Below are 22,483 nucleotides of genomic sequence, written 5' to 3'. Positions count from 1 at the left end.
ACGCAACGCCTCTCTCACGGTTGCACTGTGTCAGCATCGCAAGCAACGGAGGCGGAACTTCCGGGGGGACCGAGTGACGCTACGCGGGCGGTTGACAGCAGCCTTCCTCGTGGTGGTGCTCGGGCCGGTCCTGCTCGGGGCGCTCTTCGTCGCATCCACCGTCAGCGCCGTCGATCGCAGCCGCTCCACCGAGCGCCTGGCGGTGGCCGCGTCCACCGTGCGTACCTCGGTCGACGCGCTCTGCCAGCAGCTCCGCGCCACCGCCGACGTGGTGGCCCTCACCGCCGACCCGGCCGTCGCCGCCGCCCAGTTGATCGGCCGGGGCCTCGTCGCCGCGGTGCTGATCACCGACGTGAAGGGCGAGGTCACCTACGTCTCGCCCGGGGCGCCGTCGACCCCGTGGCGGGACTGCTCCGGCCCGACCACTGATGCGACAAGTCCGGTCCGCGCGCTGGCCGCCCACGTCGACCTCCGCGACCGCGCTGGTGCACTGCTGGGCACGGTGACCGCCGCGCAACGTGTCGACCCGGACTTCGTGGCCCGGCTGGCCGCGGTGACCGGGGTGGCGGTCACCCTGCTCGACAGCGGGGCCAGCGCCGCCCGGGTCACCCACACGACCGAAACCCGCGAGGTACGCGACGCGGTGCTGGCCGCCGCCAGCGCCGTCGACGGTGAGCGGGTGACCGAGACCAGCCAGGGCCGGTACGTGCGCAGGATCGGGCCGTCCGACACGCAGCCGCTGCCACTTGTGGTCTCCGTGCCCAGCGAGCGCCCAGCGGGGCTGCACGCCACGCTGATCGGGGTGGTCGTGGTGGCCGCGTTGCTCGCCGTGCTGACCGCCTGGCGGCTGGCCCGGATGACCACCCGACCGCTCATCGAGTTGGCCGGCGCGGTCGACCGGGTGGCCCACGGCGACCTGACCGCCCGGGTGCCGGTCCGCAGCCGTGACGAGCTGGGCACGCTGGCCGCCGCGTTCAACCGGATGACCCGGGAGACCGGGGCCTACGTCGCGGCGCTGACCAGCAACCGCGACCAGCTCCGTGGTCACCTCGCGGTGCTCGGGGACACCCTGGCCAGCACGCACGACCTGCAACGCATCCTGCGGGTCATCCTGCACAGCGCCATCGGCGCCACCGGCGCGCGGGCCGGCGCCGTGCTGCTTGTCGAGACCGGCGGGATGCTCGTCGCACAGTGCACCGAGGGGTTGGACGGGCGCTGGCCCGAGGTGAGCGGGGACGGGTCGCCGACGCTCCGGGTGCCGGTCGGGGTCGGCGTGGTCGGCGCCGTCGCCGCCACCGGGGAACCACAACGGGGGAGGGCGGAACCGACCGACGCCCCGTCGATCGAGCCACGCTGCCGCACGTACGTCGCCGTCCCGTTCGCCACCCCCGGCTCGGCCGCGGCCACGCTCAGCGGATCCTCCGGCCCGGCCGACGAGGCCGGCGTGGCGGCGGCGCTCGGCGTGCTGGCCCTCTACGACCGCCTGGGCGCCGACGAGTTCGACGACGACGACCTTGCCACCCTGCGCACCTTCGCCGGACACGCGGCGGTGGCCGTCGACAACGTCCGGGTGCACGAGGAGGCCCAACGGCTCTCCCTCACCGACCCGCTCACCGGGCTGTGGAACTACCGCTACCTGCGCGAGTCGATCCGCCGTGAGGTGGAACGGGCCAGCCGCTTCGGGCGGATGCTCAGCGTCCTCGCCCTGGACCTCGACCGGTTCAAGGACGTCAACGACACGTACGGGCACGCCGCGGGGGACACCGTGCTTGCCGAGTTCGCCAGGCGGGTGCGCGGCGAGATCCGCGAGGTCGACCTGGCCTTCCGGCAGGGCGGTGAGGAGTTCGTGCTGCTGCTGCCGGAGACCGACGCGCGGGGCGCGGCGATCGTCGCCGAGCGGCTCGGCGCGGCGGTCCGCGAGACGCCGATCGCCGTCGAGGCGTACGCCGGGCCGGTGATGGTGACGGTGTCGGTGGGTATCGCCGTCTACCCGGACAACGGCAGCACCGGGCGGGAGGTGCTGGAAGCCGCCGACGACGCGCTCTACGCGGCCAAGGCGGCCGGCCGCGACACCTACCGGGTCGCCGAGGTACGCCCGGACGTGGACACGCGGGAGATACCGGTGCTCGCCGGTGCCGTCAGCCCACCCGACGGGCTGCCGCGCGCCGGCCAACCGGTGCCTGTCAACCGGGAGCCGGGCGGTCCCGCCCGGTCGGAGCCGGCGGTGGGCGTACCGGAAGGGTCACCGGCGCACGCGTGGCCCGACCCGGCCGACGACCCGGCGGACATCGACGCGGATGCGGCTCGGGCCGGCCCGGACGCCGCGCGGCCGGGGGCGGGTGGCGGCGCGTCTTCTGGGCCACACCCGCCGCGGCAGAGCCGTGGCCGATAGTCTCGCGGCATGTCGGAGCACTCAGCGAACCCCTCATCGGCGGCCGCCGCAACCGGCCGTCCCCTGGCGGTCAAGGCCGTCATCCCGGCCGCCGGACTGGCCACCCGGTTCCTGCCGGCCACCAAGGCGGTGCCCAAGGAGTTGCTGCCGGTGGTGGACCGGCCGGTGTTGCAGTACATCGTCGAGGAAGCCACCCAGGCCGGCATCGGTGACGTGTTGCTGATCACCGGTCGGGGTAAGACATCGATGGTGGACCACTTCGATCGTCGTCCGGACCTGGAGACCAGGCTGGAGGAGAAGGGTGACGTCGAGCGGCTGGCCGCGGTGCGTCGGCCCAGTGAGCTGGCCGAGATCTACACAGTGCGGCAGCCCGAGCAGCTCGGGCTCGGTCACGCCGTCGGGTACGCCGAGTCGCACGTCGGCGACCAGCCCTTCGCGGTGCTGCTCGGCGACGAGTTCGTCAAGCCGTCCGAGCCGCTGCTGCCGGCGATGCTCGAGTTGCAGGCCCGCACCGGCGGTGTGGTGCTCGCCTTCTTCGAGGTCGACCCGGCCGAGACCAAGCGGTACGGCATCGCCTCCGTCGAGCCCGCCGAGGCGGAGCTGACCGACATCGGTGAGGTCGTCAAGGTGACCGGGATGGTGGAGAAGCCGCAGCCCGAGGACGCCCCGAGCAACCTCGCGGTGCTCGGCCGGTACGTGCTGCCGGGCAAGATCTTCGACGCGATCCGGCGGACCAAGCCGGGCAGTGGCGGCGAGATCCAGTTGACCGACGCGATGGAGCTGCTGCGCACGGAGGGCACTCCGGTGCACGCCATCGTCTACCGGGGCACCCGTTACGACACCGGCATGCCGCTGGGCTACCTCCAGACGGTGGTGCAGATCGCCGCCGAGCGCGAGGACCTGGGCGCCGAGTTCCGGTCCTGGCTGGCCGACTTCGTCAAGGCCGACGCGGCAGGCGGATCTGGTACATGACCGCGACGGCCGACGCCGAGGCGGCCGCGAACGAGTTGACGCCGCTCGCCGACTACCTGGGCAGCGTGCTGCGCAGGTTGCGCGCGCTGCCGCCACTCGACCTCGACCTCACCCAGGCGCACGGCAACGTCCTCGCCGAGGACGTCGTCGCGCCGCACGCCTTCCCGGCCTTCGACCAGGCGGCCGTGGACGGGTATGCGGCCCGCTGGGAGGACATTTCCGGAGGGGGCCGGGGCCCGAGCTACGTCCCGGCCCCCTCCGGCACGCCCGGCGGGCGGACCATCCGGCTCAACGTCGTCGGCGATCTGGGGGCGGCGAGCTGGCGGCCCGTGCGACTCACCCCGGGCTCCTGCTTCTCGGTGGCCGCCGGGGCGCCGCTGCCGGTCGCCGCAGACGTGGTGGTCCCGGTGGAGTGGACCGACCAGGGCATGGCCGCGGTGGAGATCTTCCGCACCCCCAAACGGGGGTACGGGGTCCGCCGCGCCGGTACGGAGCTGCCCGCCGGCACCCTGCTCGCCCGCGCCGGCACGTACGTCTCCCCGGCCCTGGTCGCGGTGTTCGCCGCCACCGGAATCGGGCACGTGGTGGTCCGGCCCAGCCCACGGGTCGTCATCGTGGCCACCGGCGACGAACTTGTCGACGTGGGTCGGGGTAGCCAGCCGGGGCAGGTGGTGGACGCGAACTCGCACGCGCTGACCGCCGCCGCGGCCGAGGTGGGCGCACTCGCGTACCGGGTGGGGATCTGCGACGACGACCCGGAGGGGCTGCGCGGGCTGCTGGAGGACCAGACCCTGCGCGCCGACCTGATCATCACCACCGGGGGGACCGGCACCGGCCCCGGGGACATGGTGCGCCGGATCCTGTCCCGCCGCGAGGGCGGCCGGGCCGGGCCCGTCACCTTCACCGACGTGGCGCTCTATCCCGGCACCGCGCTGGGGTTCGGCACCGTCGGCGCCGAGGAGGTGCCGGTGGTCTGCCTGCCCGGCGACCCGGGCGCCGCGCTCATCGGGTTCGAGGTGCTGGCCCGTCCCGCCATCCAACTGCTCGCCGGCGCCGAGCCGGTGTTCCGCCCCAGCGTGCGGGCGCACCTGCTGGAGACCGTGTCGTCCCCGGCGGGGTTGCGCGAGTTTCGGCCGGCGCACGTCGCCGAGCGGCGCGGGGGCGGGTACACGGTGCAGCCACTCAGGGGTGGGCCGTTCACCCTCTCCGGGCTGGCCGAGGCGAACGGGCTGCTGGTGCTCGGTGAGCGGGTCACCACCGCCGCGGCGGGTTCCACCGTGGACGTCCTGCTGCTGGACCGCCGCCGGTGACGGTTCTCCGGCCGAGCCGCCGATTGGCTGCCCGGACCCCGTCCGATCGTCGGGTCAACGTTGTGGTTCCACTTGCGCACGTCACGGTCCCGCGCGGGAGACTGTACGGGTGAGTCTCTTCGGACCCCCGCGGGCACCGGGCTGGCCGGTGGAGTTGGCGGACGGCCCGGTGTTGCTGCGACCCTACCGACGCTCCGACGCGGTGCCGTGGTCGGAGATCCGGCGGGCCAACAGGGCCTGGTTGGCGCCCTGGGAATCGTCGCTGCCCGGCGGTTGGGACGAGCTGAACTCACCTGCCGCATTCCGCTGGGTGCTCCGTGACCAGCGGCGCTCGGCCCGTGAGGGTGACGGCATGCCGTTCGCGGTCTGCCTGCGCGAGGGCGACCGCGACCGGCTGGTCGGGCACATCAACGTGGGCAGCATCGTGCGACGGGCGCTCTGCTCCGGCTATGTCGGTTACTGGGTGGACGCCCGGGTCGCCGGCCAGGGCGTGATCCCGACGGCGCTCGCCCTCGCCGTGGACCACGCGTTCGGCCCCGGCGGGCTGCACCGGGTCGAGGTCAACATCCGTCCGGAGAATCGGCCGTCGCGGCGGGTGGTGGAGAAGTTGGGCTTCCGCGAGGAGTCGTACCACGTGCGCTACATGCACATCGACGGCGCGTGGCGCGACCACATCGGATACGCCATGACGAGTGAGGAGATCGCTGCCGAGGGCGGCCTGCTGGCCCGCTGGCATCGGGTGCGCGCCTCCGCCCGCTGACCGGCTGTCCCACGGACGGGATCGGCGCGGCGCGACGGCTTCCTGGTCGGTGCGCCGTAACCTCAAGTAACTGCAAGTTGCGGCGAGCGCTCTCCGGCCGGACGATCCACGCACCCAGGCGCGATCGGTGGAAGATCCTGCGGTTGGGTGGCGGTTGCTCCGAATTCGGTGACGGGAGGGGTGAGGGTGCCGACCTCGGTGCTCCTCGCCGTCCTCGCCGCCGCCGGCCTGCTCGCCCTGGCCCCGGCGTTGGTTCGCCGGTACGACGCCACCGAGCGGTTGGTGGCGGAGCGGGCGCAGTCGACGGCGCGGGTGCTCCAGCGCCGCCGGCGGCGCCGTACTGTCCCGGGGCGGCGTCCGGTCCACCCGCCGCGCTCACTTGTCGTCACGCTCACCGAGGATGCGACCACCGGGGCGCTGACCGCACCGGTCTCCGCGCCTCCGGGGGGCCGCCGCTCCGGCCGCCTGCGCGCCGTGCCACCCGCACCGAAACGGTCCCGCCGTCGTCCGCCGCCGCGCCGTCAGCACACCCCGGCCGTGTACCGGCGTCGCCGGGTGCTCGCCGCCCTGCTGCTGCTCAACGTCGTCGAGCTGATCGGCGTGCTGTTCGCCAGCCCCGGCTTCTGGATCGGCTTCGCGGTCACCTTCCTGCTCCTGGCCGTGTACGTCGTCCACCTGCGCGGTCGCGCCCTCGCCGGGCGTCGCCGCCGCCGCGCCCGGGCCAGGGAGGCCGCCTGGCTGGCCGCCCGGCAGGCCGAGGTGCGCCGGGAACAGGCCCGCCGTGCGGCGGCCCGCCGGGAAGCGCAGCGCCGCCTGGCCGCCCAGCGCGAGGGGGTACGCCGAGCCGCGATGGGCCTGGACCGACCGGGTGACCTGCCGGCGGCGGTCAACGGCGGGTCGGTCTCGTACCGCCGGTCCGGTGGGTTGCGCGGGCGTCCCTACGAGGCCGGCCGAGGCGCCTGACCACCAGCGGACGTCCCTCGTGCCGGCCTGGCGCTCGCCGGGCCGGGCCTCGCCGGGCCTGGCCTCGCCGGGCGGGGTCGCGTCGCGCCTGGCGCTCGCCGGGCCTGGCCTCGCCGGGCCTCGCCGGGTCGGGCCTGGCCTCGCCGGGTCGGGCCTGGCCTCGCCGACGGCTTGATCGACTCGGTTTCCTGGAAAGCGGGGTGTCGCGGCGTCCCGAATGCCCCGGTTTCCCGGAGCCCGAGTGGATCTCGGGGTTGGGTCGAGCGCCGCACCGGGGGCGGATTCGCGGTGGAGGCCGGCGACCTGTTAGCCTTGCTGCCGGCCCGCCCGGTGTAAGCCGGGTGGGACCGAAGCCGGTTCGCCGGTGGGGGGCTGTGGCGCAGACTGGTAGCGCACCTCGTTCGCATCGAGGGGGTCAGGGGTTCAAATCCCCTCAGCTCCACCAAGAAACAGCAGGCCAGGGCGGGTTCTCGGATGATCGAGGGCTCGCCCTTCGCTGTTTGTCGGTCACTCGTCCGCCGGACTGAGTCAGGAGCCGCTGTCGACGTGGTTGGCGGCGCAAGCGGCCCGCCAAGCGCATTTCGGCCCGGCATTGTCGGATCAACGATTCGTCGCACCCCGGTGGCACGGAGCCCTATCGCGCGACGGGCGAGGCGGCCCATCCTGATGACGTGATTGCGTGCGCAGCCAGACCCGCCGCGCGGTCGGGCCGCTCGCCTATTCGTTGCCAGGTCCTTTGGTCACCAAGGGAGTACTCACGTCATGAGTAAATCCGATCAAGTCCCGCGATGGACCCGCCGAGCGGTGCTCACCAAGACCGCTGGTCTGGGCGTGGCAGCCACCGTCCTCGCCACCATGGGCACCGGATCCCCGGCTTCCGCCTGGACGAACACCACACACGCCCCGTACCGGTTCTGCGGCGACTGCTTCGTGATGTTCTACTGGGGCTTTGCTCCCAGCGGGCGCTGTCCGGCAACGGGAAGTACGCACCGTCAGATCGGCTGGATCTTCAAAATCCCGTTCGGGGGCGGCTGGACGCCCAACGACCAGCCCGACTGGCGGTGGTGCCGCAACTGTTTCGGGCTGTTCTTCAGTGGCTTCTTCCCGAACTACGGTCGATGCATCGGCAACAACGTCGAGAACATTCAACACCGGCCGGGTTCCAGCATCCCGTTCAACTACGTACTGCCGCACGACATCGGCGAGCCGCCGGGTACCCAGGCGAACTGGGAGTTCTGCATCAACTGCTTCCAGCTCTTCTTCAACGGCTGGGCGCCCCAGCGTGGAGTGTGTTTCGCCTACGGCGGGCCGCACGTTCCGGATCCGAACGCGTTCCACTTCGCCATCCCAGTCTCCAGCTACTAGTGCTGCCTGCGGAGGTTCGCGGGGCCGGGGAAGGCGAGTAGAGGGGGCCTCAACTCGCCTTCCACGTAGGCGAATCCAGTCATGTCCGGCGCGGTACGGCTCCGTCCTGCCAGCGGTAGAGGTCGCGCAGCAGGGCGATCTCGGCGCCGTGATGGATCAGCTCCCTGTTGACGTGCAGGACAATGCCCTCCATGGGAAACCGCTCGGGACCCACAGTGGGCGGACTGTCCAGGTCGGCGTCCGAGAGCTCGCGGACCCCCGCGTTCCACAACCCATACATCTCGTCGAGCTGTTTCAGCGCCTCGTCAGCGGTCCCCGCGTAGGCGAACGTCTGGGAGTCGACGTCCTGGCCGCCGAAGTGCCATCCGACCCGATAGCCAAGGCAGGAGACGATGATGTGCGCCAGCCGCCAGGCAATCGTGGTCACCGGCGCCGGCACCGGATCCTGGGAGGCGGAGTCCAGCGTCCATTCCCCCGAACCTGCCGACATCGGTGCCGCCGACGTGCCCCGTGGGCGGATGCTCCAGCAGCCGGGCACCGGCTCCCAGAAGTACTCCTCATCGGCAAGACCGTGCAACCGCGGCCGTAGGTTCCTGTGCCAGTGCCGGTCCAGCTGGTCCGCGATTCGCTCGCTTCTTGTCACTTCCCGCACATTACCTACAGCGGGCAGCCCTTTTGTCGTGCCCGCAGCTCTGACGGTACGACGCGGGCGGCTAGCAGAACCGCTCGGTCGTCACGGGTATCAGACCGTGCTGTCGGAGGACTGCCGTCAGGTCGGACAGGGTCGGACCCACCGCGTCGTCGGCGGCGGCGCCCATCAGGACTGTCACGTCGAGAGCCCAGGCGCGTAGGTGGCCGACCTGTCGTAGCTCCCAACCGAACTGGTCGCCGCCCTTCGCCAGGTGGCCGCTCGCGGCCGACGCGCTCGTGCCGTCGACCGGCGTACCCCAGCTCGCCCGGAGGCTCGTCACCTGGGCCGCACTCAGATCCTTGGCGAACAGGATGCGGTAGACGCGCCGTTCGTGGCAGCCGGCCGGCGGCTGGGCGGGGCCGAGCCGCAGCGGCGCGGCGGTCGCGATCGGCTGGTGGTCGAGGAAGTACGTGCGCAGCACCGTGTCGTCGGGCAGGTGCCCGCCACCGAGTGCGCGGTAGTGGCTCTCGGCCTCGGCGCGAGAGGTGGGAACCACCCGCGTCAGCGTGTCCGGGTCGGTGCGGATGCCCCGACTGAGCGAGGCGGAACTCCACCAGCCGGCGGCGGGCGTCCAGCCCGCGCTGTCCAGGCCGGTGCTGACGTGGTCGTGCTGGCGGGTGAACTCCTCGACGACGAGCCCTCCGACCGCTGTGGTCGGGTCAGGGTCGTCGGGTCGGGGCAGGACCAGGTAGTAGTCCAGTGAGGACGGGGACCGGTGTGCCGTTGTGACCGCCGGGCGAGGCGCGGTGCGCGCGGGGTTGGCAGCCATTCGTGACATCTTTCGTCGTGCTTCCGTCGCGGACACCCGGCAAACCGTAGCGCCTGGCGGCCAGGCCGTGCCCGGCCGCCAGGCGTCGACGGGTCAGGACCGGGTGAGCTTCACGACCGAGGTGTCGCTCACGTTCACGTACTCGTCGTACTCGGTGTCGTAGCCGCTGGCCCGGGTGATGGCCTCGGCCAGACCCTTGGCGAACGGGGTGGTGCCGGTCGGGACTGCCGCGGCCGTCCACTGGGTCGGGCTGCCCGGGGTGCAGGTCACCTGGCTGGAGAAGTTGCCGCGGACCAGCACCTTCCGGACGACCTGGGTGACCGTGCCTTCCAGCGACACCGAGGTGGGCTGGTTGCAGGTCACCGTGCCGTGCAGGACCGCGTTGCCGTTCACCCGGTTGGCGATGCCGTCGGTCGCCACGGCAAGGTCGAGCGCCAGCCGCTCGGGCGGCGCCGGGTTGGCGATGTGCACCTCGCCGCGAGCAGCCGCCGTTCCGCCCTCGCAGTGCTGCTCGAACGTGGCGTCGAAGGTCTGCACGTAGCCGTTGGGGCCGAACACCGCGTTGATGACCGTGAAGGTGCCGGTCAGTTCGTTGCAGCCCCGCCCGTTGCCGGACAGGTCGAGGCCGGGACCGGCCCCGTTGAACGGGTATCGGGTCGCCGCCTTGTAGGTGCCCGGGGCCAGCGCCGCGGTGCCGGGCGCGTCGAAGGTGAGCGACCACCAGTCGCCGTTGTAACCGTTGATGCTCACCGACACGCGGCTGTTGTCGACCGCGCCGTTCGTCGTGAGTTCGTCGCCGTCGTCGGTGGAGTACGCGTAGGAGTCGCCACCGGTGATGTAGTCGCCGGGGTCGCCGCTGAAGGAGACCGAACCGGACTCCACGGTCTGCGCCTGTGCGGGCGCCGCCAGGGCCAACCCACCCGACACACCTACGATCGACAGGGCGGCCGCGAGTGCCGCCTTACGCCAGGATCCCTGCATCCCCGTTCCTCTCTGAGGCCAGACAGCCGCGCGGGCGGGTGCCCGATGGTTGCTGTCAGCCAATTACCGCACGGATCGACGACGGTGATCGGCCCGGGCGACAGATCGTACAAAGGGGAGCGTGCCGCACGAGCCGCCCGTACGAACCGAAGCCGGCGGGCCGGTCGAGGACGGGACGGTTAGCATCCGGGTCTCTCGACATGAGGAGCCCACATGACAGCGGCGGCCCAGACCCGGTTCGGCATCGTCGGCAGTGGTTGGCGGGGTGAGTTCTTCCTCCGACTGGCGCGGCTCCTACCGGAGCGGCTCCGGGTGACCGGGGTGGTCACGCGTACCGAATCGCGCGGTGCCGTGGTGGCGGCCGAATGGGGCGTCCCGACGTTCCGTACGACGAGCGACCTGCTCGCCCACGAGCGACCGGACTTCGTCATCGTGTCGGTGCCCTGGCCCGTGACGCCCGACGTGACCCGCGAGTTGGTCGCGGCCGGCGTACCGGTGCTCGCCGAAACGCCGCCCGCCCCCGACCTGGCGAGGTTGCGGTCGCTGTGGGCCGACGTCGGTGGCAGCGGCCTGGTGCAGGTCGCCGAGCAGTACCTGCTGATGCCCGGGCACGCGGCTCGGCTGGGGGTGGTCCGCGCCGGGGTGCTCGGCGAGCCGACCTCGGTCCAGCTCTCCTCGACGCACCTCTACCACGCCGTCTCCCTGATCCGTGGCCTGCTCGGCGTCGGCTTCGACGCCGCCGAGGTCAGCGCGCGCGCCTTCGTCGCACCGCTGGCCGACCCGCTGTCGCCGACCGGCTGGCGGGGCGACAGCACGCCTCGGCAGCTCACCACCACCCTCGCGACAATCGACTTCGGCGGGCGGATGGGCCTGTACGACTTCACCGACAACCAGTGGTGGAATCCGCTGCGCGCCCGCCGGCTTGTGGTCCGGGGGTCCCTCGGTGAGCTGGTGGACGACCGGGTCGTCCGCCTCGTCGACCCGGAGACACCTGTGGAGTCGTCCCTGGTGCGCCGCCAGACGGGGCTCGACCTCAACCTGGAAGGGCTGGATCTGAAGCACATCAGCTTCGACGGCGACGTCGTCTACCGCAATCCGTTCGTCGGCAGCGGAATGTCCGACGACGACATCGCGGTGGCGGACCTCGTCGTCCGTACCGGTGCCTGGGCGCGCGACGAGGGCCCGGCACCGTACCCGCTCGCCGACGCGTGCCAGGACCACCTGATCAGCCTCGCCATCGAGGAATCGGTACGCACCGGCGGGCCGGTCGTCGCCGCAGCTCAACCGTGGGCACCGTAGGCGCGCCCGATTCCGCTGCTGTCATCTCCCCGACAGGCCGCAACCGTGCGGCCCGGTCGACCGTGGCACAGGTAGTAATCGGCGCCCGGGATCACCCGGGCTCACACGGGGAGAAAAGATGACTCACACCGCACGACGAACGCTGGCCGGTGTCACCACCGCCGGACTGCTGGTCACCGCTCTCGGCGTCGCTGTCTCCGCGCCGGCGACCGCCGCGCCCAGGGGCGCCGCCCTCCGCACCTGCACGATCAGCACGCTGCCGTACCCGACCGACACCTACCGCGCCGAAGCGAACGTCATCGACCCGACGGGCCGCATCGTCGCCGGCTCGGCCCTGCGGATCGAGGGCACCGACAACCAGTACCTGCTGCTGTTCTGGGACGGGGATCGGCTCACCGAGGTCGAGGCGCCGAGCATGGCGGTTCCCGCCGACATCAACGCCGACGGCGTCGTGATCGGTAACGGCTGGGGCGAGAGCGGCCCCGGCCAGCCGTGGCGGTACCGCGACGGCAGGATCGAGCTGCTGCCGGTGGTGCCGTCCTCCACTGGCATCTCCGTCACCGCCATCAACAGGGCCGGCGACATCGTCGGCCTCGGCACGGACATCGACACCGGCGAGTACTTCGCGCTGCGCTGGCCGGCCACTCGGCCGGGCACGGTCGAGGTTCTCGACGCCCCGGCCAATGCCCGGCCGACCGGGATCACGGACAACGGGACCATCGTCGTCACCGCCGGTGAGTTCGGGTACTGGACCAGTTGGGTTCGCCGGCCGAACGGCCGGTTCGACGCACTCACGGTCCCCGGCGCCCAGGTGGCTGATGTCGACGCGGCGGCGGGTCACTGGGCGATCGGCCACGTCGAACTGACTGGCAGCTGGGTCAAGGTGCGGTGGAACCTCCGGGACGGCTCGTACACGACGCTCGACCAACGGCTGCCGTTGTCTGAGGACGTCAACGTCAAGGGCGTCGTGGTGGGCGGCGACCGGGTCGCGCGCGGTACCACCTCCCGGGTCCTGCCGGGAGCCAGCGACGGGGTGGGCATCGGTGCCCGGTCCATCTCCGACACGGGCACCATCGTCGGGTTCCGCAACGGGGAGCGACTCACCCCGGTGCGCTGGACGGGCTGCTGACGCCACGGGCAACTGACGCCGAGGGCGGGCACCCGTACGGGTGCCCGCCCTCAGCGCGTGCTGCCGCCCCGCGCCTGCGTCACGACCTCCAGCCGGTGGTACCGATCGCGTTGGTCCTGGCGTCGTCGTCCCCGTTGGTGCTGATGACTGCCGCTACGATGCCGCCCGCGCAGCAGAGCAGGGTGAGCACGGCCGTGGTGATCGCGATGACAACTGCGGTTCTCTTGGAGGCGTTCGTCTGTGCCGTCGCCGGTGCGACGAGCGGATAGCCCGGCAGGCCGGTCACCGGGAATCCTCGACCAGTGCCCGGGTGCCCAGCGCCGGCCGCCGGATACGCGGCACCCGAGAACGGCGGCTGCGGTGTTGCCGGGAAGGGGTGGTTCGGTGGCTCCGGGTTCGACTGCTGGCGGTGGTGCGGCCCGACGGTGGGCTGGGGGTGGGTCACCGTACTCCTTGACGCCTCGGTACTCGCGGTTCCGGGAACCCCGCCGACGCTACCGTGCGTGGCCGGCCGCCTGGTCGCCGCGCCAGGCCGGTTTCGCACCATTGGTGCCGGCGCACGCCGCTCCGGCCTGGCCAGCGCGACACTGTGGACCCGCCGGCCCACCCGTCGTACGAGGTGACCGCGCAGATCAGCGCAGGGAGAGTACGGCGGCGGTGCGGACCAACCCGTCGGCGACCACGAAACGACCGGTGATCGCTGTCGGCGGGTCGTCGACAGCGGCCTCGTCGACCCGGGCTGGCGCGATCCGGGCGGTGAACGTGCCCGCGTCCGGATCGATGTCGAGCCGGGCGTCGTGGAAATCCAACCAGCTCCCGACGACCGGATGCCAGACCTTGTAGACGGTCTCCTTGGCACTGAACAGCACGATCGGCCAGAAGATGTCCCCGGGCAGCCGGGCGCAGTCGGCCTCCTCCTCGGGCAGCAGCACGAGTCGGCGTACTCCCGGGCTGATCTCGCGGTGTTGCTCGGCGTCCATGCCGACGGACCGGATGTCGGCGGTGTGCGCCGCTGCTGCGGCGCAGTAGCCGGTGGTGTGGGTGATGGTGCCGACCACCCCCGCCGGCCAGACCGGCGCCCGGTCGGCGGCGGCCGGCACGGCTGTCGCTGGCAGGCCAAGCCCGGTCAACGCCCGCCGGGCGCAGACCCGGCCGGCGGTGAAGTCCCTCCGACGGGTCGGCACGGCCTGGTCGCTGAGGCACGCCTGCTCGGCGGCGAGCAGTTCGCCGGTCCAGTCGTCCGGCCCGGCGACGGCCACCGCGACCGTCGACGGCAACAGGTCACGCATGGCGGTGGCTTACCCGTCGGTAGGAATGGAGCATCGGGTCAACCGTCAAATTTCCGACTCCCACAACCGGAGAAGGTACCGCAAGGATGTAACACCGGAGGGCCGCATTTCGCCCTCCCTGATGGCTCCGGGGGGACCACCATCGAACCTTGGCCGGGCACCGCTGCCGGCCAGTCCCGTGGACATCTGGAAGGACGTGCGATGACCGATGGCGCCGAACGGGCGGGGGTGCGGGCCGATGATCACGCCCCGAAAACCCCCTGCTGGAGCTGCGGCTCCTGCGGTGACGAGTGGCCGTGCGAGACGAAACGCAGCCGGTTGTTGGCCGAGTACGGAAGTGACCGGGCGATGCTGAGCGTCTATCTGGGCTCCTGCCTCGCCGCCGCCACTGAGGATCTGCGTACCGCCCCGGTGATGTCGCTCCAGGACCGGTTCATCGGCTGGCTGCCACGCGGCCCTCGACGCGGCTGAACCGCTTGTGGCCCCGCCGACGGGCGGGGCCACAAGCGCAGGCGGACTCCGGTCAGCGGCGCCGGGGCCGCCGGGTCATCGCGAAGCCCACCACGCCGGCCACCGCGGCGAGCACGCCGCCGATGCCGGTCCAGACCCAACGCGAGCCGAGATCCGGCAACCAGTCCGCGAGCGGGTCGCCCTCGTCGTCGGCCTCCGGGTCCACCGGGGGTACGGCGTTGAGCACCGTGCCCGCCTTGCTGTTCGGCACCAGCGGCGCGGCCAACTCACCGTCGTCGGCCGAGGCGCCCCGATCGGCGATGGTGCCGACCAGCAGGTCCACGTCGATCGGCGCGCCCAGATCCGGCTCCGGCAGGTCGATCACGGAGAGCCGGACGACGTACGAGCCGGGCAGCGGGTCGGCCGACCAGGGCTCGGCCCACGGCCGCACCTCGCGCAGGGTGCAGCCCAGCGTGACGCTCGTCGCGGTCGCGTCCACGGTCGGGGTCTGCGCCCCCGCGGTGCACGCCTGACGCCGGCGCAGCCCGTCGAAGACGTCGACCGTCCAGGTGGATGAGCCGCTGCGCCCCTTCGGGAAGGTGACGGTGGCGCTGATCTCCTGCACCTGGCCGGCGGTCGCCGGGAACGACCAGTAGAGGTGGTCGCCGATCGAGGCGTCCACCCGCACCGGTTGGCCGGCGGAGATCGGGGTGGCGCTGAGGAACGACGTGCCGGCCCGGTTCACCGGCGTGGCTCCGGGGGAGGGGGTCGGTGCGGCGACGGCCGTGGCGGGGAGCAGCGCGGCCCCGCCGGCAGCCAGCAGCGCCGCCAGCGGACGCAACAGTGCGGTACGCATCAGTTCTCCCTCCAGGTGGCGACCCACCAGCGGGTGAGCAGGCCGGCGAGCAGTCCGGTGAGCAGCCCGGCGATGGTGAGCAGGGCGAGCAGCACCCAGCCCCGGCCGAGGTCCGGTCCGTCCGGCGCGGGTGCGGCGGCGACCACGTCGATGGTCAACTCCACCGGCATGCCCGGAGTCGCAGCGGTGCCGGGGCGTGGGGCGAACGAGTTGCTCACCACCAGGCAGACGGTGGTGGGTTCGACGACCGGTGTGGCGGTCTCCTCGGTTTTCGAGGCGTCCTCGTCGTCGGCGGTGGCCGACCAGCGCAGCCCGGCGGAGAGCACGTCGGCTCGCCCGCTGCCGGCGTCCGCGCCCCGGACCAGTTCCCGGCCGTCCGCCGCGGTGGCCCGCAGCAGTACCCCGTAGTCCCGGTTGACGGGCCGGTCCAGCGCCATGCTGACCGACGCCCGGAGCTCCTGCCCGGGGCGTACCGGCACCCGGTAGTAGCGGTGCTCGGAGAACGCCTCCCGGTCGGCGTAGACGCCGGGGGCGAGCAGTGGCGCGGAGTCGCAGGCGTTCGCGCCGCCGACGACTGTCGGCGCCCGGGTGTTGGTGTCGCCGGCCCGCTCGACGAGCTGCTTGATCCGGCCGGTCAGCTCCTCGGCGCTCTGGGCGGCGGTGTAGGTGCCACCGGTCGCGCTGGCGATGCAGAGCAGTTGCCGCCGGACCTTCTCGTCGGGGGCCAGGCCGAGGGTGTCGACGACCAGGCTGGTGCCCTGGGCGGCCAGTTCCCGGGCCACCTCGCACGGGTCCGGCGGGGCGCAGGTGTCCTCCCCGTCGGTGATCAGCACGATCCGTCGGGTGGTGGCGCCGGTGCCGAGGTCCTGTGCGGCGGAGCGCAGTGCGAGGCCGACAGGCGTGAAGCCGGTCGGTCGTAGCGTCGCCACCGCGCCCTTGGCCGCGGAGCGGTCCACCGGGCCGACCGGCACGATCTGCTGGGTGTCCTGGCAGCCGACCTTCTTGTCCTTGCCGTGGTAGGTGGCGCCGAGCACCCGGATGCCGAGTTGGGTGTCCTCCGGCAGCGCGTCCACCACCTCGTTGAAGGCCTGCTGGGCGACCGAGATCCGGCTGCGTCCGTCGATGTCGGCGGCGCGCATCGAGCCGCTGACATCGAGTACGAGCTCAACCCGGGGAGGCTCGGGCGCCGGCTCCTCGTCGGCCCGCGCCGGGAGCGGCCCGGCCAGCGCGGTGGTCGCCAACAGTCCGAGAAGGACAGCCGCCGATCGTTTGAAGTTGATCACGGCCCGCAGTGTAGTGAGATCCACTTTGGATGATCACTTGGGCTGGTGTGGATTCCGGTCCTGCCGTCGCCGGCGGAGCCGACGAGCAGCGCTGGCGGGGCCGCCTTCGCGCGCTGGGTCCACGCCGGGTCACCCTCGGTCAACTGCTCAATGGCAAGAGTCGGCTTGGCCGCCATCGGTCGGAAATCTGACTTAAGTTGACCCGTTGTGCCGGTGGTGTGCGGTGGTTAAGCTCTTCATGCGCGCCCCAATCGCCCGCTTCCCCCGTGGCAGGCGATCGGGGCGCGCGTCTATGTCAGAAGGGCCCGCACGCTTCGGCGTGCGGGCCCTTCTCCGTCGCGCTGTGCGGCGCGTCGCCTGTCGGTGCTTATATCCACCGGCCGTCGAGCCACATTCGGGACAACCAGTCCGAATACGGGATGCTCTTGCCGACGAAGATCGGGTAGAAGTACGCGAAGCAGAGCGCCACCAGCAGCACGTACGCCCCGGCGGCGATGCTGCCCACCAGTCGGCGTTCGTAACTCGGGTCACCGGGCACCAGCGGCGCCACCGTACCCACGTCACCCCCGGCCGGAGCGATGAGCGCGCCAAGCACGTACACCACGGCCAGCACCAGGAAGGGCAACGCCGGCGCGGCGTAGAACGAGAACATCGTCCGGCCGTCGAGGGCGAACCAGAACCACGGCAGCAGCCCGGCGGCCACGGTGAGCAGGATCGCGCCGGCCCGCCAGTCGCGACGGGCCACGCCCAGCCAGGCGAGCGCCACCAGGGCGGGCAGGAACGACCACCAGAGCAGCGGGGTGCCCAGCAGCAGGATCTCGGAAGCCCACCTCGTGCCGTCGCCGGCCCAGTGGAACGCCACCGGCCGGCCCAACAGCAACCACTGCCACGGCCACGACTGGTACTTGTGCGCATCGTCGAGCTGGGCGTGGAAGCCGTACGCGGCCTTGTGGTACTCGAAGAGGTTGATCAGCGGGCCGATCACCGGGCGGTCACTGAGATGGGCGGCCGGGTAGGCCGACGCGAGGCGGTAGTAGCCGTCGTCGGTGATCAGCCAACCCGACCAGGTGGCGAGATAGGTGCCGATCATCAGCACGCCGGCCAGCACCAACCAGGGCAGCTCGTCGAGCAGGGTGTCCCGCCAGGGCCGGCGGACCCCCGCCGAGCGGCGGACGCCGACCTCCCAGAGAAGGACCAGCAGCGCGAAGGCGGGCACGAAATACAGTGCGCTCCACTTCACCGCGCAGGCGCAGCCGATCAGCACCCCGGCTGCCAACCGCCACCACGGCCAGGTGCGCCAACCGGTCGGCGGCCGGCCGGCCCGGCCCGGCTGGCTCGGGTCGAGCCCGTCGTCAAGCGCCCGCGCCCAGCGGCGACGGCGGGCGTCGCGATCGAGCACCAGCGCGCCGAACGCGGCAAGGACGAAGAAGAGCAGGAAGATGTCGAGCAGCGCCGCCCGGGACAGCACCAGGTGGAAGCCGTCCAGGGCGAGCAGCAGGCCGGCGGCGCAGCCGAGCACCGTCGAGCGGAACATCCGCCGACCGATGCGGACCAGCAGCAACACCGACAGGGTGCCGACCACGGCCGCCGAGAACCGCCAGCCGAACTCCGGCGCGGTGGTCATCAGGTGCCCGGGGACCGAGACCTTCGAGTCGGCGTCCTGATAACCGAAGGCCCACTCGCCGAGGCCGATCAGCCACTTGCCCAGCGGTGGGTGCACGACGTACGACGGGACGTTGTCCTTGTAGTTCCACTCCACACCACGGGAGATCAGCCCGTAGCCGTCCTTGGCGTAGTACGTCTCGTCGAAGATCTTGCCCTTGATGCTGGACAGCCCGACGAAGCGCAGGATCGCCGCGATGGCCACGACCACCGCTGTGGCCGCCCAGGAGAACCTGTCGACCTGGCTGTCGACGGTGGCGAACCGTCGCCGGATCTGAGCGGGCACGCCGCCGTCGTCGGCGGGCGGCGCCGTCGGCTCCTGATTGTGGCTGGGCTCGCCCGTCACCTCGACCATCTTGGGAGGATCGGCGTTCGGGCTCTGCGCTGTCGACGCACTCGTCACCCGGCGATCGTAGGCTGCCAAGGTGCTCGGTGGCGCCCGTCGTCCCCGATACCGGAACTCGCTGTCGATGAAGGAGACGAATCCGTGGGTGAAATGTCCGAAGCTGGGCGCCTGATCCTGCTCGGTGCCCCGCTCGGCAACCCCGCCGACGCCTCGGCCCGATTTCGGGAGGTGCTGATCAGCGCCGACGTGGTCGCGGCCGAGGACACTCGCCGGCTCACCCGGCTGGCCCGCGATCTCGACATCACCGTCGGCGGTCGGATCGTCTCCTACTTCGAGGGCAACGAGGAGCGGCGTACTCCCGAGCTGGTCGAGGTCATCCTCGGCGGATACGTGGTGGCCCTGGTCACCGACGGGGGGATGCCGAGCGTCTCCGACCCCGGCTACCGGCTCGTCCGGGCCGCGTTGGACGTCGGGGCGCCGGTCACCGTCGCTCCCGGGCCGAGCGCCGTCACCACCGCACTGGCGGTGTCCGGGCTGCCCTGCGACCGGTTCTGCTTCGAGGGCTTCCTGCCCCGCACCCCCGGCGCCCGCCGATCCCGGCTGCGGGCCCTCGCCGCCGAGGAGCGAACGCTTGTCTTCTTCGAAGCCCCGCACCGGATCGGCGCGGCGCTCACCGACCTGGCCGACACGTTCGGCGCGGATCGGCCGGCCGCGCTCTGCCGCGAGCTCACCAAGACCTACGAGGAGGTGGTCCGCCGTCCCCTCGGCGAGTTGGCCCGGTGGGCCGCCGAGGGAGACCCGCGCGGCGAGATCACCCTGGTGGTGGCCGGAGCGCCGGTGACCGCCCCGGAACGCCCCGACGACGACACCCTGCGCGCGGCGGTCGCCGAGCGGGAGGCCGGCGGCCGGTCCCGCCGCGACGCCATCACCGACGTCGCCACCGAGTACGCGCTGCGCCGCCGGGACGTCTACACGATCGTGCACACCTGACCGAGCCTCCCGGCCGCGCCGGGGCGCACCAGGGGGTCACCAGGCGGCGACCAGGAAGCCGACGGTGATCAGCGCCGGGCCGGTGACGGCGACCGCCACGGCCCAGCGACGGTGCCGGCGGCCGGGCAGCCGGGCCGACCCGGTCCACCGCACGATGCCAGCGGTGCAGCCCAGCACCACCAGCAGGCCGGGCAGCCAGCGCAGGTGCCGGACCACTCCGGTGTCCGCGTACGCGGTGCCACCGTCCCGGCCGGTCATCCGCGCCGGTAGCGGTGTGCCGGCCACGTCCGCTCCGGCGGGCACGCCGCTGACCCGCACGCCGTGCGCGACGAACCGCCCGTCCTGCGCCGTGAAGATCCCCCGGCACCGCTGGGTGAGCCCGCCGCCGCCGCACTCGGCGATCACCACCGTGCCCGTTCGCGCGTGCCCGACCGCCAGCCAGAACGGGCCGGCGCTGACCCAGGCGAAGAAGGCCGTGACCAGGGCCAGCGCCACAAGCGCGGCGAGCCCGGGCAGTGGATCCGGCGGGGGGACGGCACGGCTCGGCGTGCGGCGCCGCGCCGGGCGTGAACCGCGCTCGCGCTCCGGTGACGGGTCCTCCCGGACCGGGGTGCCGTCCCAGTGCACCTGCTCGATCGGTGCCCAGAAGGCGCCGTCGTCGTCCGGCTGGTCACCGCCGGGCCGTTGGCCTCGCGGCCGGCCGCTCTGCTGCCGGACGGGCACCCGACTCGGCACGGCGTCCACCGGCGCCCCGGTGGTCGGCTCCACCTCGACGGCCTCCGCGCCGACCGGCGGGACCAGCGGGCCGGGGCCCGGTCGTGGGGCCGGGCTCGGTCGCGGCGCGGAACCCGGGTCGACGCCGGGCACCGGCCGGGGCTGGGGCGCGACCCCGGCGCCGCGGGGCGCGGCCGGCTCGGGGTCGCCACCGACCGCCGGGCCGGTGGGACGGTCCTCGTGGTCCCGCGCCGCTCGTCTGCCAGTCACGAGGTTCATTGCACACCGGCCGGGAGGGCGTACCGGGCAGTTGAGGCGCGTGTCGGCGACAAATCGGACCATTGGCCGGGGTGGTCGGTCCGGTCCGCCGGCCCGGCACCCCCATTGGTTCGCGGTTGCCCCGGACGGGTCACTAGGCTTGCTGCTCATGAGTCACGTTCTCGCGGCAGTGGCCTGGCCGTACGCCAACGGCCCCCGCCACATCGGCCACGTCTCCGGTTTCGGCGTTCCCTCCGACGTCTTCGCCCGGTACATGCGGATGGCCGGCCACGACGTGCTCATGGTCTCCGGCACCGACGAGCACGGCACCCCGATCCAGGTGCAGGCCGACGCCGACGGGGTGACCCCGCGCGAGCTGGCCGACCGGTACAACAGGGTGATCGTCGAGGACCTGCACGGCCTGGGTCTCTCCTACGACCTGTTCACCCGCACCACCACCCGCAACCACTACGCGGTGGTGCAGGAGCTGTTCGAGGGGATGTACCGCAACGGCTACATCGTGCCGAAGACCACGATGGGCGCGATCTCGCCGTCCACCGGGCGCACCCTGCCCGACCGCTACATCGAGGGCACCTGCCCGATCTGCGGGTACGACAGCGCGCGCGGCGACCAGTGCGACAACTGCGGCAACCAGCTCGACCCGATCGACCTGATCGACCCGAAGTCGCGGATCAACGGGGAGACCCCCAAGTTCGTCGAGACCGAACACTTCTTCCTGGACCTGCCGGCCCTGGCCGAGGTGCTGCGGCAGTGGCTGGACACCCGGGACGGGTGGCGGCCCAACGTGCTGCGCTTCTCCCGCAACCTGCTCGACGACCTCCAGCCCCGGGCGATCACCCGGGACCTGGAGTGGGGCGTGCCGATCCCACTGGACGGCTGGCGGGACCGGCCCGACAAGCGGATCTACGTCTGGTTCGACGCGGTGATCGGCTACCTGTCCGCCTCCATCGAGTGGGCCCGCCGCTCCGGCGACCCGGAGGCGTGGCGCAAGTGGTGGTCGACCGACGCGGAGGGCAAGGACGCCCGCTCCTACTACTTCATGGGCAAGGACAACATCGTCTTCCACTCGGTGATCTGGCCGGCGCTGCTCTCCGGATACTCCGGCGAGGGCTCCCGCGACGGTGAGCCGGGCCAGCTGGGCCGGCTCAACCTGCCCACCGAGGTGGTCTCCAGCGAATACCTGACCATGGAGGGGCGCAAGTTCTCCTCGTCCCGCAAGGTGGTCATCTACGTTCGCGACTTCCTGGAGCGCTACGACGCCGACGCGCTGCGCTACTTCATCGCCGCCGCCGGCCCGGAGAGCAACGACACCGACTTCACCTGGGCCGAGTTCCTCCGCCGCAACAACGACGAGCTGGTCGCCGGCTGGGGCAACCTGGTCAACCGGTGCGTGTCGATGGCGGCGAAGAACTTCGGGATGATCCCGCCGGTCGACCCGGCCGGGCTCACCGAGGCCGACGAGGCGCTGCTCGCGGTGGCCCGCACCGGTTTCACCACGGTCGGTGACCTGATCGGCCGGCACCGGCAGAAGCAGGCCATCGGCGAGGCCATGAAGGTGGTCGCCGAGGCCAACAGGTACCTCTCCGAGCAGGCGCCGTGGAAGCTCAAGGCCGAGGCGGACAAGCCCCGGATGGGCACCATCCTGCACGTCGCCCTCCAGGTGATCAGCGACGCCAACACGCTGCTCACCCCGTTCCTGCCGCACTCCGCGCAGCAGGTGCACGAGCTGCTCGGCGGCACCGGCGTGCACGCGCCGATGCCGGTCATCGAGCAGGTCGACGACCTGGACGGCGGTCCGGCGTACCCGGTGCTGACCGGTGACTACACAGTCGGCGCGCGCTGGGAGTCGGTGTCGTTGGAGGCGGGCCGGCCGCTGACCGCGCCGAAGCCGGTGTTCCGCAAGCTCGACCCGTCGATCGTCGACGAGGAGTTGGCCCGGCTGGCTGACTGAACGCCCGACGCCCCGGGCGGCAGGGCATCCTG

General features: G+C 72.3%; 20 protein-coding genes and 1 tRNA gene. 12 read left to right on the top strand and 9 right to left on the bottom strand.

What is annotated here, in order from left to right:
- Nucleotides 1-73: 73 nt before the first annotated feature.
- From AB0F61_RS10600 to AB0F61_RS10570, 7 genes are all read left to right on the top strand, one after another.
- Entirely contained in the window at nt 74-2,392 is a 2,319-nt protein-coding gene (locus AB0F61_RS10600; RefSeq protein WP_357806722.1) for a diguanylate cyclase, read from the top strand.
- 9 nt (nt 2,393-2,401) lie between these two features.
- On the top strand, nt 2,402-3,364 hold the full coding sequence (locus AB0F61_RS10595; protein WP_357806719.1) for a UTP--glucose-1-phosphate uridylyltransferase: 963 nt from the start codon (nt 2,402-2,404) through the stop codon (nt 3,362-3,364).
- Nucleotides 3,361-4,674: a gephyrin-like molybdotransferase Glp gene (gene glp / locus AB0F61_RS10590; protein ID WP_357806717.1), complete on the top strand. Its 1,314-nt coding sequence runs from the start codon at nt 3,361-3,363 to the stop codon at nt 4,672-4,674. Before AB0F61_RS10595 ends, glp begins: the two co-directional genes overlap by 4 nt.
- Nucleotides 4,675-4,783: 109 nt before the next feature.
- Entirely contained in the window at nt 4,784-5,434 is a 651-nt protein-coding gene (locus tag AB0F61_RS10585; RefSeq protein WP_357806714.1) for a GNAT family protein, read from the top strand.
- Nucleotides 5,435-5,614: 180 nt separating this feature from the next.
- On the top strand, nt 5,615-6,397 hold the full coding sequence (locus tag AB0F61_RS10580; protein WP_357806711.1) for a hypothetical protein: 783 nt from the start codon (nt 5,615-5,617) through the stop codon (nt 6,395-6,397).
- A 368-nt stretch (nt 6,398-6,765) separates the two neighbouring features.
- Nucleotides 6,766-6,842 (top strand) — tRNA-Ala (locus tag AB0F61_RS10575).
- A gap of 317 nt (nt 6,843-7,159) precedes the next feature.
- Entirely contained in the window at nt 7,160-7,762 is a 603-nt protein-coding gene (locus tag AB0F61_RS10570; RefSeq protein ID WP_357806708.1) for a hypothetical protein, read from the top strand.
- 79 nt (nt 7,763-7,841) lie between these two features.
- On the opposite strand, the gene AB0F61_RS10565 is transcribed toward AB0F61_RS10570, so the two are convergent.
- The 3 genes from AB0F61_RS10565 to AB0F61_RS10555 all read right to left on the bottom strand — a co-directional run bounded on the left by AB0F61_RS10565 (nt 7,842) and on the right by AB0F61_RS10555 (nt 10,203).
- Nucleotides 7,842-8,405, bottom strand: coding sequence for a DinB family protein (locus AB0F61_RS10565; protein WP_357806705.1), 564 nt, complete (start codon nt 8,403-8,405; stop codon nt 7,842-7,844).
- A gap of 70 nt (nt 8,406-8,475) precedes the next feature.
- On the bottom strand, nt 8,476-9,222 hold the full coding sequence (locus tag AB0F61_RS10560) for a hypothetical protein (RefSeq protein ID WP_357806702.1): 747 nt from the start codon (nt 9,220-9,222) through the stop codon (nt 8,476-8,478).
- 93 nt (nt 9,223-9,315) lie between these two features.
- Nucleotides 9,316-10,203 carry a hypothetical protein gene (locus tag AB0F61_RS10555; RefSeq protein ID WP_357806700.1) on the bottom strand — a complete coding sequence of 296 codons (888 nt, stop codon included), beginning with the start codon at nt 10,201-10,203 and terminating at the stop codon, nt 9,316-9,318.
- A gap of 213 nt (nt 10,204-10,416) precedes the next feature.
- Here AB0F61_RS10555 and AB0F61_RS10550 point away from each other — a divergent pair, with 213 nt between their 5' ends.
- Entirely contained in the window at nt 10,417-11,502 is a 1,086-nt protein-coding gene (locus tag AB0F61_RS10550) for a Gfo/Idh/MocA family oxidoreductase (protein ID WP_357806698.1), read from the top strand.
- Nucleotides 11,503-11,620: 118 nt separating this feature from the next.
- Nucleotides 11,621-12,631: a hypothetical protein gene (locus AB0F61_RS10545; protein WP_357806695.1), complete on the top strand. Its 1,011-nt coding sequence runs from the start codon at nt 11,621-11,623 to the stop codon at nt 12,629-12,631.
- Nucleotides 12,632-12,710: 79 nt separating this feature from the next.
- Here the strand turns inward: AB0F61_RS10545 and AB0F61_RS10540 are convergent, their stop codons facing one another.
- A complete protein-coding gene (locus AB0F61_RS10540; protein WP_357806693.1) occupies nt 12,711-12,917 on the bottom strand; it encodes a hypothetical protein in 207 nt (68 codons plus the stop codon).
- Between the two features lie 346 nt (nt 12,918-13,263).
- Nucleotides 13,264-13,920, bottom strand: a complete 657-nt coding sequence (locus tag AB0F61_RS10535; protein ID WP_357806690.1) for a 4'-phosphopantetheinyl transferase superfamily protein — start codon at nt 13,918-13,920, stop codon at nt 13,264-13,266.
- 201 nt (nt 13,921-14,121) lie between these two features.
- On the opposite strand from AB0F61_RS10535, the gene AB0F61_RS10530 reads away from it, so the two are divergent.
- The gene (locus AB0F61_RS10530; protein ID WP_357806687.1) at nt 14,122-14,391 is read left to right on the top strand and encodes a hypothetical protein; all 270 of its coding nucleotides are present in this window, start codon (nt 14,122-14,124) and stop codon (nt 14,389-14,391) included.
- Nucleotides 14,392-14,443: 52 nt separating this feature from the next.
- Here the strand turns inward: AB0F61_RS10530 and AB0F61_RS10525 are convergent, their stop codons facing one another.
- The 3 genes from AB0F61_RS10525 to AB0F61_RS10515 form a co-directional block, all read right to left on the bottom strand.
- Nucleotides 14,444-15,226 carry a peptidase gene (locus AB0F61_RS10525; protein WP_357806685.1) on the bottom strand — a complete coding sequence of 261 codons (783 nt, stop codon included), beginning with the start codon at nt 15,224-15,226 and terminating at the stop codon, nt 14,444-14,446.
- Nucleotides 15,226-16,509: a VWA domain-containing protein gene (locus AB0F61_RS10520; RefSeq protein WP_357806682.1), complete on the bottom strand. Its 1,284-nt coding sequence runs from the start codon at nt 16,507-16,509 to the stop codon at nt 15,226-15,228. Before AB0F61_RS10520 ends, AB0F61_RS10525 begins: the two co-directional genes overlap by 1 nt.
- Nucleotides 16,510-16,876: 367 nt before the next feature.
- The gene (locus AB0F61_RS10515; protein WP_357807126.1) at nt 16,877-18,457 is read right to left on the bottom strand and encodes a phospholipid carrier-dependent glycosyltransferase; all 1,581 of its coding nucleotides are present in this window, start codon (nt 18,455-18,457) and stop codon (nt 16,877-16,879) included.
- Between the two features lie 201 nt (nt 18,458-18,658).
- Between AB0F61_RS10515 and rsmI the strand changes: the two genes are divergently transcribed.
- Nucleotides 18,659-19,507, top strand: a complete 849-nt coding sequence (gene rsmI, locus AB0F61_RS10510) for a 16S rRNA (cytidine(1402)-2'-O)-methyltransferase (protein WP_357806679.1) — start codon at nt 18,659-18,661, stop codon at nt 19,505-19,507.
- A 36-nt stretch (nt 19,508-19,543) separates the two neighbouring features.
- Here rsmI and AB0F61_RS10505 read toward each other — a convergent pair whose 3' ends face one another.
- Nucleotides 19,544-20,500: a hypothetical protein gene (locus AB0F61_RS10505; RefSeq protein WP_357806677.1), complete on the bottom strand. Its 957-nt coding sequence runs from the start codon at nt 20,498-20,500 to the stop codon at nt 19,544-19,546.
- 148 nt (nt 20,501-20,648) lie between these two features.
- On the opposite strand from AB0F61_RS10505, the gene metG reads away from it, so the two are divergent.
- Nucleotides 20,649-22,451, top strand: a complete 1,803-nt coding sequence (gene metG, locus AB0F61_RS10500) for a methionine--tRNA ligase (RefSeq protein ID WP_357806674.1) — start codon at nt 20,649-20,651, stop codon at nt 22,449-22,451.
- Nucleotides 22,452-22,483 lie beyond the last annotated feature (32 nt).

The sequence above is a fragment of the Micromonospora sp. NPDC023888 genome (assembly GCF_040639415.1).
Taxonomy (GTDB): Bacteria; Actinomycetota; Actinomycetes; order Mycobacteriales; family Micromonosporaceae; genus Micromonospora.
This window is presented reverse-complemented; position numbering and strand designations above follow the sequence as displayed.